Below are 10,730 nucleotides of genomic sequence, written 5' to 3' on the forward strand. Positions count from 1 at the left end.
GTCTTCCGCACCGGGCGCAAGAAAAAGGAGTGACGCGGCTGGCCAGCGCAATCGACCGCCCGACAACCCCGGTCACCGGGGTTGACGGGCGGTGACGCGTGCCCGGGTCGCCCGCCCCCGTACGCGCGTTGACGGCGGCCGGGCGCCGTCGTTCCGGTCAGCCCGGCTGGGGGCCCGTCGCCACGGGGCGGTCCCGGTCGGAGGACCACTCGCTCCACGAACCCACATAGAGGGCAGCGGGGATGCCCGCGACCGCCAGCGCCAGCACCTCGTGCGCGGCGGAGACGCCCGAGCCGCAGTAGACGCCCACCTCCGTGTCACCCGCCGCGCCCAGCTCCGCGAACCGCTCGACGAGTTCCTCGGCGGGCCGGAACCGGCCGTCCTGGAGCACGTTCTCGTTCGTCGGGGCGGAGACCGCGCCGGGGATGTGCCCGGCGACCGCGTCGATCGGCTCGGTCTCGCCCCGGTAGCGCTCCCCCGCGCGCGCGTCCAGCAGCAGCCCGCGCCGGGCCAGCGCCGCGGCGCCGTCCGCGTCCAGCAGCGGCAGCGCCCCGGGGGCTGGCACGAAGTCCCCCGCCGGCACCGCGGGCGCGCCCGTCGCGAGGGGTCCGTCCTGCGCCGTCCACGCAGTGAACCCGCCGTCGAGCACCCGTACGGAGGAATGCCCCGCCCAGCGCAGCATCCACCAGGTGCGGGCCGCCGCCCAGCCCGTACCGCCGTCGTAGACGACGACGTCGTGGTCGGCGCGGACACCGGCCCGCCGCATGGCCGCGCCGAACTCCTCCACGTCCGGCAACGGATGCCTGCCGCGCTCCCCCGGCACGCCGGCGAGTTCGGCGTCGAGATCCACATAGGCGGCGCCGGGGATGTGCCCGGCCTCGTACTGCGGGCGGCCGGGCGGGCCGCCGAGCTGGTAGCGCACGTCCAGCAGGACCGGCGGCCGCTCCCCGGCCGACGCGTTCATGAGTTCGACTGCGGTGATGATGGGATTCATGGCACCCATCCTGGCGCAACCGGCTGGCCCGGAAGGCCCTCTGGCGGGACCGCGTACACCTGCTCGATACTGAACAGCGCTCCCGACACTGGACGGCAACGGCCTCGAAACGGCATCGAAACGCGTTTTCGGGCATTCTCCTGCGGGAACCCGTGAATCCCGGCGCGGCCGGGGGGCGCGCCACGGCAGGTGGTGCAAACATCTGGACGTGCCCCGTCCCGTACCGCCCGCGCGCCGTGGTCCGGCGCGGGACGCGCGGCCGCCACGATGGTCCGAGGAGAGAGTGACGATGACCGAGGTTTGGGGCTCCCCCCGGCAACAGAGCACCAGGGAGGCCCGGCAGACTCCGGGCACCCCGTGCTGGACGAGTCTCCTGGCGCACGACCTGGAATCGATCAAGAACTTCTACAGCGGCCTGTTCGGCTGGGCCTACTACAGCCCCGGGCCGCGCAAACTCGGCCCGTATGTGCGCGCCACGATCGACGGTCAGGACGTGGCCGGGATCGGCGGGCTGACGCCCGGCCGTCAACTGCCCACCGCCTGGACCACCTATCTCGCGAGCGACGACGCGGACGAGACGGCGGAGTGGATCCGCTCCTCCTGCGGCACGGTCGGGGTGGGCCCGCTGGCCGCGGAGGACGCGGGGCGGCTGGTGCTGGCGTCCGACCCGGCCGGGGCGCCGTTCGGGGTGTGGCAGGGCGAGCGGCTGGTGGGCCCCCGGCTGGTGGGGGCGCCGGGCACCCCGGCCCGGCACGAGCTGGTGACCCGTCGCACGTCCTCGGTCATCGCCTTCTACCAGGCGCTGTTCGGCTACGAGGCCGACCCGGCGGAGTCGTCCGGCCGTGACTACCTGACGCTGCGGCTCGACGGACGGCCGGTGGCCGCGATCCACGGCGTCGGCACCGCGCTGCCGCGGGCGCACGGCCCGCACTGGATGACCTCGTTCGAGGTGGCGGACACCGATGCCGCCGCACGGCGGGTGACGGAGCTCGGCGGGCGGGTCCTGGAGCCCCCGCACGAGGGCACGGCCGGGCGGGTGGCCACGGTCACGGACCCGGAGGGCGCCGTCTTCACCCTGCTGCGGACGGCCCGTTAGCGGGGTCCACGGGCAGCACGTCGGGCGACAGGGCCGCCGCGTGCGCCGCGGCCGCCGTCAGCCGACGGCGGTGGTGACGCCGGCAGAGCACCTCGTAACCCACCACCGTCTCCGGCTGGTTGACATCGCCGACGACGACCTGGGCGCCCTCGACGACCATCTGCCCGCCGACCGTGCGGGCGTTGTGCGTGGCCCGCGCGCCGCACCAGCACAGTGCCTCGACCTGGAGCACCTCTATCCGGTCGGCGAGTTCGACCAGGCGCCGGGAGCCGGGGAAGAGCCGGGTGCGGAAGTCGGTGGTGATACCGAAGGCGAAGACGTCGAGTTCGAGGTCGTCGACGATCCGGGCCAGCTGGTCGATCTGCTCGGGCGCGAGGAACTGCGCCTCGTCGGCGATGACGTAGTCCGCGCGGCCGCCGGCCGACAGGTGGGCGACGATGTGCGCGTAGAAGTCGAACCCGTCACCCGCCTCGACGGAGTCGGTGACCAGCCCGAGCCGGGAGGACAACTTGCCCTCGCCCGCCCGGTCGTTCCGGGTGTAGATCATCCCTTGCAGACCACGAGCCGAGCGGTTGTGCTCGATCTGCAGAGCGAGGGTGCTCTTTCCGCAGTCCATGGTTCCGGAGAAGAACACCAGCTCGGACATGGAAACGCCATGGCCTTTCATACGCAGGGAGGTGGGGGGAGTTCGGGGGCGTGTGGTTCAGGAGCGCACTTCGAGGAGCGGCACCAGCTGCTCCACGGGCGTCATGGACCCGTGCAGCCCGACCATCGCGGACTCGTTCGGCTCGGTCTCGGTGGCGACGATCGCGATGTCGTCGCGGGCCGCGGCGACGACGTCACCGATCCGCTCGTACACCCGGTCGTCCACACCGTCGCCGGGGCGGCCGAACCAGCCCGCCTCGATCGCCTCGTCGCGCCCGGCGACCCACATCTGCTCGCCGAGCACGTCGCGCCAGACGGCCAGCACGTCGGCGGCGGCACCGGGCACGGCGTAGACATGCCGGGCACGGGCCTCGCCGCCGAGCAGGGCGACCCCCGCGCGCAGCTCCCAGTCCTCGTCGAAGTCGATGCGCGACTCCGGGTCGAAGGGGATGTCGATCATGCCGTGGTCGGCGGTGACGTACAGCGCCGAGCGGGGCGGCAGTTGCTCGGCGAGCCGCTGGGCGAGCCGGTCCACGTACATCAACTGCCCGCGCCACTCGTCGGAGTCGACGCCGAAGCGGTGTCCCTTGCCGTCCACGTCGCTGTAGTACGTGTAGACGAGCGCGCGGTCGGCGGCGGCGAGCCGGTCGGCGGCGAGGTCCATCCGGTCCTCGCCGGAGAGCCTGCCGTGGAAGGTGCCGCCGCTCAGCGCGATCTTCGTCAGCGGGGTGTGCTGGAAGTCCGGGGCGGACACCTGGCAGGTGTGCACCCCGGCCGCGTCCGCGAGCTGGAAGACCGTCGGGTAGGGCTGCCAGGCGTGCGGGTCGGTCCAGGGGCGCCAGCGCAGCTGGTTCATCAGCTGTCCGGTGGCGGGGTCGGCGACCGTGTAGCCGGGCAGTCCATGGGCGCCCGGCGGCAGGCCGGTGCCGACCGAGGCGAGGGACGTCGCGGTGGTGGACGGGAAACCGGCGGTCATCGGACGGCCGGTGCCGTTCATCGACGTGCCCATCAGGGAGTGCAGGAAGGGCGCCTCCGCGGGGTGGGCCCGCAGCAGCTCCCAGCCGAGGCCGTCGATGAGGAACACGCAGACCCGGTCGGCCGGGGCCAGTTCCAGGCCCGAGCCCAGCCCGGGGACGCCCAGGCCGGTCGCGACGGACGGCAGCAGGTCGGCGAGCGAGCCGGTGCCGTAGCGCGGGAGGGGCGCGGAGCGCGGGTCGAGCGGGGCGGGGTCGTGCCACGCCTGGCCGGGGGTCGTACGGCCTTCGGTGAAACCGGTCATCAGCTGGTCGCCGCGGTCGCCTCGGAGAGCGCCTGGGCGAAGGCGAGGGCCTGCCGGACGGTGTCCGGGCCGTCGCCCGCCTCGCTGACGCGCAGGCTCAGGTCGTCGGCGGTGGACGAGCCGGTGTAGCCGTGGTCGGCGTCGCAGTTGGGGTCGCCGCAGGCGGCGGGCTCCAGGTCGATCCGGGACACCGCGCCCCAGCCGATGGTGAGGACGACCTCGCGGGGCAGGGTGCCCGGGGTGTACGCCTCGGGGTTGGCGACGACGCGGCTCAGCACGACGGAGGAGATCCGGTCGATCTTCACGGACTCCGTGGACGTGGTGGCGTACGGCGACGGGGACGTGCCGTCGGCGGCCTGCTCGTCGGTGTGGCTGACGATGAAACGGTTGCCCGTCAGGACGAGGACCGTGACGTGACGGCGGACCTCGTTGGAGTCGAACGTCGTCTCCTGGTGCACCAGGTACGACACGACCGGCTCCCCGCCCACCGCGGCCTCCACCGCTTCGGCCACGAGGGCCGGGTAATAGCCGCTGCGCTCGATAGCCGCGCGCAGCCCTTGGGTCGTCGTACCGGTCTTCGCCATACGCCCATCCTACGGGGCGCATGGGGGCTGTCCGCGCGTCAGCCGGGCTCCTCCGGAGGCGACGGCCGCTTCCCGGATCCGCGGATTCGAGGCCATGGTCCGCGGAACCAGCCCGTCCGGCGCTTGAGGACAACGTGGCGAAGCCGTGTTGCGGGGGTCCGGGGCGGAGCCCCGGTGACAGAAGGGGCGCGGGGCTCCCCGCCCGTGATCCCCGGTGGTGGGCGCCGTCACACCACCGGCAGGCTGCGCGGCCCCAGGTCCGTGCGGGCGGGCGGCGGCGCCAGGCGTATGGACGCGCCGAGGACGTGGACGCCGTGGGGTGCCACGATCACCGGCTCCAGATCCGCGCCCACCACCTCCGGGTGGTCGTCCACCAGCCGGGAGACGCGCAGGAGCAGCTCCTCCAGGGCCCTGGTGTCCACGGGGGTCGTGCCCCGCCAGCCGAACAGCAGCGGCGCCGTGCGGATCGACCGGATCTGCTCCGCGGCGTCGCGGTCGGTGACGGGGACCAGCCGGTGCGCCGTGTCCCCGAGGAGCAGCGAGGGCGCTCCCGCCAGGCCGAAGGAGAGCACGGCGCCCGCCGCGGGGTCGATGGCGGCCCGGACGACCGTGTCGACGCCCCGGGGTGCCATCGACTGGACGACGAAGCGGGTCTCCTCGGGCTTGCCGAGCAGCTCGGTCAACTCCGCGTAGGCGCGCAGCAGTTCCGCCTCGCCGCCCAGGTCGAGGCGGACGCCGCCGAGGTCGGCGCGGTGGCGCAGGTGCGGGGCGGTGGGCTTGAGGGTGACGGGGAACCCGAGCCGGTGCGCGGCGCGGACGGCGCTCTCGGGGTCGGGGGCGGGCAGCGCGGGCAGCACGGCGATCCCGTAGCGGGCGAGCAGGCGCTGGGTGTCGGCGGCGGACAGGGTGACGGCGCGCGGTCCGGTGAGCGGCGCGGGGGTCGCGCCGTGGGCGGCGAGCAGCACGTCGATGTCGGCGGCGGCCCCGGCCTCGTCGATGTCGTCGTACTCGGGCACCCGGCCCGGCTCGGCGGTGGCCTGCCGCCGCCACCGGGCGTACCGGGCAGCCTCGGCGAGCGCCCGCACGGCCCGCTCGGCGGCGGGGTACGCGGGTATCCGCACGGCGGGAGGCCGGCCGGCGGGGGCGGACGCGGCAGACGCGGAAACGTCCCCGGAGGACGGCACGGCGGAAACGGGAGCGTCCCCTCGGGGCGCCGGCGTGGACGCGGCGCTCCCGGCGACGGCCCCACCGGCGGGGGCCGGCGCGGCGGGCGCGGGAGAGCCGCCCGAGGTCCGTACGGCGGACGGGACGTCGTCGGGGACCCCGGCGGCGGACGCCGGGGCGTTCGCGCGGGGCGCCGGCGTGGCGGCGACGCCGACGGCCGCGGGCGGCGCGGACGGGGCCGGTGCCGCCGCGGAATCCGGCGGAGCCGCCAGCGCTTCCGCCAGGCCCGGGATCTCCAGATGGACGACCGTGACCGGCTTGGCGACCGGGGAGGTCGCGACCGCTTCCCGCAGGGCGCCCGCGAGGTCCGCGGCGGAGGCGTCGCCGACCCAGGGGATGGCGGTGACGACGACGGCGTCGCACTCGTCGTCGGCGAGGGCGTCCACGAGGGCGGCGCGGAAATCGGCCGGTTCGGCGGCGGTGGTGAGGTCGTACGGGGGCTGCGGGCGCAGCCCGTCCGTGAGGCAGGCGTCGTAGGTGAGGAGGGCGAGGGACTCGGAGTTGCCGAGGATGGCGACACGGGGGCCCGCCGGCAGCGGCTGGGAGGCGAGGAGCAGCCCGGCGTCGGCCAGTTCGGTCACGGTGTCGACGCGGATGACGCCCGCCTGCCGCAGCAGGTCGGAGACGGTGGCGTCGGGTATCCGGGTCGTGGGCACGGCGTGCCCGGTGGGGGCGGCGCCGCCGTGGCGGGCGCCCTTGACGACGACGACCGGCTTGCGGACGGCGGTGCGCCGGGCGAGCCGGGTGAACTTGCGGGGGTTGCCGATGGACTCCAGGTACATCAGGACGACGTCGGTGTCGGGGTCGTCGTGCCAGTACTGGAGGAAGTCGTTCCCGGAGACGTCGGCGCGGTTCCCGGCGGAGACGAAGGTGGAGATGCCGACGAGCCCGGCGGCGCGCCGGTGCAGCCCAGACAGCAGGGCGATGCCGATCGCCCCGGACTGGCTGAACAGTCCCAGTCGCCCGGCGCTGGGCAGCTCGGGCGAGAGGGAGGCGTTGAGCCGGACCCCGGGGGCGGTGTTGATCAGCCCGAAGGCGTTGGGCCCGATGATGCGCATGCCGTACGAGCGGGCCTGACGGACCAGCTCGCGCTGCCGGTCGCGCCCGTCGGCACCGCTCTCCCCGTAGCCCGCGGAGAGGACGACGAGGCCCTGGACGCCGTGCTCGCCGCACTCGGCGACGACGGCGGGGACCTGCTCGGCGGGGACGGCGACGACCGCGAGGTCGACGGGTTCGTCGATGTCGAGGACCGAGCGGTGGGCGGGGACGTCCTCGGGATGGAGCCGCGTGCGCCCTTCCGGGAAGGCCCTGTTGACGGCGTACGCGCGGCCGGTGAAGCCGCCGGCCAGCAGGTTGCGCAGCACGGCGCGGCCCATGCCGCCGGGCTCGCGGCCGGTGCCGACGACGGCGACGGAGCCGGGGGCGATGAGGCGGTGCACGGAGCGGGCCTCGGCGCGCTGCTCCCGCGCGCGCTGGACGGCGAGGGAGCGGTCGGTGGGCTCCAGGTCGAGCTCCAGCCGGACGACGCCGTCCTCAAAGCTGCGCTTCTGTGTGTAGCCGGCGTCCGTGAACACCTTGATCATCTTGGAGTTGGCGGGCAGCACCTCGGCGGCGAAGCGGCGGATGCCGCGCTCGCGGGCGACGGCCGCGAGGTGCTCCAGCAGGGCGGACGCCACACCGCGGCCCTGATGGGCGTCCTGGACGAGGAAGGCGACCTCCGCCTCGTCGGCGGGGCCGGGGGACGGCAGGCCGCGGGGGCCGACGCGGTCGTAGCGGACGGTGGCGATGAAGTCGCCGCCGACGGTGGCGGCGAGGCCCACCCGGTCGACGTAGTCGTGATGGGTGAAGCGGTGCACGTCACGGTCGGAGAGGCGGGGATAAGGGGCGAAGAAGCGGTAGTACTTCGACTCGTCCGAGACCTGTTCATAGAACTTGATCAAGCGTTGCGCGTCGTCGGGGGTGATGGGACGGATCTGTGCGGTGCCGCCGTCGCGCAGCACGACATCGGCTTCCCAGTGGGTCGGGTACGCGTGCTCGGACGGCGTCTGCATGGGGCCAGCGTAAGGCCGGGCGCCGACAGCCCGCCCCGGTCGCGCGGCCGGTCCGGACGGGGGAAGGATGAGGGAGGAACGGGGGAAGGATGGGGGCAGCCGGAGCACTGCGACCCCTGTGGGACACTGGTCTAGACAACTGCCAACGACTTGAAGGGCAACACCATGGCTGAGCGCCGCGTCAATGTCGGCTGGGCCGAGGGCCTGCACGCTCGTCCCGCGTCGATCTTCGTCCGTGCGGCGACGGCCGCGGGCGTCCCGATGACGATCGCCAAGGCCGACGGCAACCCCGTCAACGCCGCCTCCATGCTGGCCGTGCTGGGCCTGGGCGCCCAGGGTGGCGAGGAGATCGTGCTGGCCTCGGACGCCGAGGGTGCCGAGGCGGCCCTGGAGCGCCTGGCGAAGCTGGTCGCCGAGGGTCTCGAGGAGCTCCCGGAGACCGTCTGATTCACCGGAATCGCACGCGGCGGGGCCGCGGCGGCCGATCGAGGCCGCCGCGGCCCCGCTGTCCGTTTTCCGGCGGCTTCCCGGGGGCGCTTTTCGCACCGCGGGCATTTCCGCGCTCGGCCCCGCCCGGTATCGCGCCTCTTCCGCACCGGCTTTCGCGCCGTGCGCGCCCCCGCGCGAATTCCATCGGCGGGGCGGACACCAACGGCCCGGGAATTGCGGCGCGTTGTCAGGAACGGGTGGCTGTAGCAGGCAGCGTTCGTTCGGGATTCCGCGGCCGGCCGGGCCGGGCGGGCCGGCGCAGGCGGTATTCGCCCGGCGCGCGGTCGGACCGTGCCGTCGCGATGGCCCGCGCCCGGTCGGCGTCGCCCCGGGCGATCGCGTCGACGAGGGCACCGTGCGTCTCCCAGGTGCGCACCGGCCGCAGCGGCGGCTCCGCCGCGTACACCCAGGCGATCTTGAGCCGGAGCTGGGTGAGCAGCGCGGCGAGGCTGGTGCTGCCGGACGCCTGGGCGAGGGTCTCGTCGAACCAGTCGTCCAGGGGGCGCAGTTCGCTGGTCCGCCCGCCACGGGCCCGCTCCTGCCCCAGTCTGACCAGGCCGCGGAGCACCTTGAGGTGGGCCTCGGTGCGGCGCTGGGCGGCGCGGGCGGCGCCCAGCGGCTCCAGCAGGGCGCGCACGTCGAGCAGGTCGGCGGCCTCCTGCTCGGTGGGTTCGGCGACGCAGGCGCCCGCGTGCCGGCGGGTGGTCACGAACCCCTCGGAGGCGAGGGTGCGAAGGGCCTCGCGCACGGGCACACGGGAGACCCCGTAGCGGCGGGCGAGCAGTTCCTCGATGAGCCTGCTGCCGGGCGGCAGGGCGCCGGAGACGATGTCGTCGCGGATCGCGGTGCACACGGCCTGCGTGGAAATTCTGCGGCTGTCGGGTGCCGCGCTGTCATAGCCGTTCACGTACGGCCCCGCATGGGCGAACCTCCGCATTGACCCCCGCGCATCGCGGCCGATCGAGCCTGTCGGGCGACTCTATTGCAGTCGCCCGCATTTTCCGATGGCGCCTCTGATTTCATCGATCCGTTTTGGCCAACGCGAAGGCCCCGGCCGGGGACCGGGGCCTTCGGGGAAGAACGGGGCGGTGCGGCCGCGGGGCCGTACGGTGCGTCAGACGTTCACGCCGTGCGAGCGGAGGTACTCGACCGGGTCGATGTCGGAGCCGTACGTGGGGGCGGTGCGGGCCTCGAAGTGCAGGTGCGGGCCGGTGACGTTGCCGGTGGCGCCGGAGAGGCCGATCTGCTGGCCCGCGGTCACGGTCTGGCCGACGGAGACGTCGATGGACGACAGGTGGCCGTACTGCGTGTAGGTGCCGTCGTTGTGCTGGATGACGACGTTGTTGCCGTACGCGCCGCCCCAGCCCGCCTCGACGACGGTGCCCGCGCCGACGGCGTGCACGGAGGTGCCCGACTCGGCGTGGAAGTCGACGCCGGTGTGGCTGCCGGAGGACCACAGGCCGCTGGACGCCTTGTAGGCGGTGGAGACGTAGGAGCCGTCGATCGGCGCGACGAAGAGATTGAGGCGCTTGCGCTCCTGCTCGCGGGCGGCGCGCTCCTGCTCCTTGCGCTCGGCGTCCGCCTTGCGCTGGGCCTCGTCGGCCTTCTGCTTGACCTCGGCGGCCTGCTTCTTGGCGGCGGCATCGGCCTGCAGACGGGCGGCGGCCTCGTCGGCGGCGCTGCGCTGGACCTCGGCCTGCTCGCCGACGCGGTCGGCGGTGTCGTCACCGATGACGATGGCCTGGGTGAGGCCCGTGTCCTCGACGCGCGGGGCGTCGTCCGTGGCGGCGAGTGCCGGAGCGGCGAAGCCCGCCATGACACCGGTGGCCGCGAGGGTGGCTATGCCCGCGGCGTTCGCCCCGGCGCGGACGGCGCGGCTCGGACGGCGGTGCTTACCGGTGGGACGAGTGAACGCCATGGGTACGGCTGATCCTTTCCTTCCTTCTCGCCTACCGGGTTAGCTGACGGGTTCGGAGCAGGAAGGTCTCCTACGGATCCCTCGGAGAGGGGCCCGATTCACCCCAGGGACATGTGGGTCCCCGGCTCCCCTGGCTCGCGCCGTACGGGGACTCGGCGATGACTGTCCGGGGCCGCGGATGCGACTCACATCTGACGGACAGCCGCCCTGACGCTAGACGCCGCCACTTTCGAACGGCAAACAGAACTCATGTTTTGTGTCGTACGCCACAGCGACGGAACGCAACCAGTCCACTAAATCGGACATAAGGATCGGAACAAGGGAAGCGCGGGGGGGGCGCGGGGGCCCCCCCCCCCCCCCCACCGCCCCCCCCCCCCCCCGGGGGCGCCCCCCCCCCCCGGGAGGGGTGAGCACCACGAGCGCCCGCCCCAGCGCCGCCCCCCCCCGCCC

9 protein-coding genes and 1 riboswitch are annotated in these 10,730 nt (G+C 74.2%); of the genes, 2 read left to right on the forward strand and 7 right to left on the reverse strand.

Going from position 1 to position 10,730, the window contains the following annotated elements:
* Nucleotides 1-157: 157 nt before the first annotated feature.
* Complete coding sequence (locus ACWD4A_RS34010; RefSeq protein WP_451200092.1) at nucleotides 158-994, reverse strand: sulfurtransferase; 837 nt, start codon at nucleotides 992-994, stop codon at nucleotides 158-160.
* A 289-nt stretch (nucleotides 995-1,283) separates the two neighbouring features.
* Here ACWD4A_RS34010 and ACWD4A_RS34015 point away from each other — a divergent pair, with 289 nt between their 5' ends.
* On the forward strand, nucleotides 1,284-2,090 hold the full coding sequence (locus tag ACWD4A_RS34015; protein ID WP_451200094.1) for a VOC family protein: 807 nt from the start codon (nucleotides 1,284-1,286) through the stop codon (nucleotides 2,088-2,090).
* On the opposite strand, the gene ACWD4A_RS34020 is transcribed toward ACWD4A_RS34015, so the two are convergent.
* The 4 genes from ACWD4A_RS34020 to ACWD4A_RS34035 all read right to left on the reverse strand — a co-directional run bounded on the left by ACWD4A_RS34020 (nucleotide 2,065) and on the right by ACWD4A_RS34035 (nucleotide 7,873).
* Nucleotides 2,065-2,736, reverse strand: coding sequence for a thymidine kinase (locus ACWD4A_RS34020; RefSeq protein ID WP_451200097.1), 672 nt, complete (start codon nucleotides 2,734-2,736; stop codon nucleotides 2,065-2,067). The genes ACWD4A_RS34015 and ACWD4A_RS34020 overlap by 26 nt on opposite strands.
* A 57-nt stretch (nucleotides 2,737-2,793) precedes the next feature.
* Nucleotides 2,794-4,014 (reverse strand): alkaline phosphatase family protein, encoded by a 1,221-nt coding sequence (locus tag ACWD4A_RS34025; RefSeq protein WP_451200100.1) that lies wholly within the window; start codon nucleotides 4,012-4,014, stop codon nucleotides 2,794-2,796.
* Nucleotides 4,014-4,598 carry a DUF5998 family protein gene (locus tag ACWD4A_RS34030; RefSeq protein ID WP_451200102.1) on the reverse strand — a complete coding sequence of 195 codons (585 nt, stop codon included), beginning with the start codon at nucleotides 4,596-4,598 and terminating at the stop codon, nucleotides 4,014-4,016. Before ACWD4A_RS34030 ends, ACWD4A_RS34025 begins: the two co-directional genes overlap by 1 nt.
* Before the next feature lie 227 nt (nucleotides 4,599-4,825).
* On the reverse strand, nucleotides 4,826-7,873 hold the full coding sequence (locus tag ACWD4A_RS34035; protein ID WP_451200104.1) for a bifunctional acetate--CoA ligase family protein/GNAT family N-acetyltransferase: 3,048 nt from the start codon (nucleotides 7,871-7,873) through the stop codon (nucleotides 4,826-4,828).
* 165 nt (nucleotides 7,874-8,038) lie between these two features.
* Between ACWD4A_RS34035 and ACWD4A_RS34040 the strand changes: the two genes are divergently transcribed.
* Complete coding sequence (locus tag ACWD4A_RS34040; protein WP_451200107.1) at nucleotides 8,039-8,320, forward strand: HPr family phosphocarrier protein; 282 nt, start codon at nucleotides 8,039-8,041, stop codon at nucleotides 8,318-8,320.
* A 229-nt stretch (nucleotides 8,321-8,549) separates the two neighbouring features.
* Here ACWD4A_RS34040 and ACWD4A_RS34045 read toward each other — a convergent pair whose 3' ends face one another.
* Both ACWD4A_RS34045 and ACWD4A_RS34050 read right to left on the reverse strand, forming a co-directional pair.
* The gene (locus ACWD4A_RS34045) at nucleotides 8,550-9,215 is read right to left on the reverse strand and encodes a GntR family transcriptional regulator (RefSeq protein WP_451200113.1); all 666 of its coding nucleotides are present in this window, start codon (nucleotides 9,213-9,215) and stop codon (nucleotides 8,550-8,552) included.
* Nucleotides 9,216-9,476: 261 nt separating this feature from the next.
* On the reverse strand, nucleotides 9,477-10,280 hold the full coding sequence (locus ACWD4A_RS34050; RefSeq protein WP_451200110.1) for a M23 family metallopeptidase: 804 nt from the start codon (nucleotides 10,278-10,280) through the stop codon (nucleotides 9,477-9,479).
* A 13-nt stretch (nucleotides 10,281-10,293) separates the two neighbouring features.
* Nucleotides 10,294-10,448: riboswitch (cyclic di-AMP (ydaO/yuaA leader) on the reverse strand.
* Nucleotides 10,449-10,730 lie beyond the last annotated feature (282 nt).

The organism is Streptomyces sp. NPDC002537, assembly GCF_053594975.1.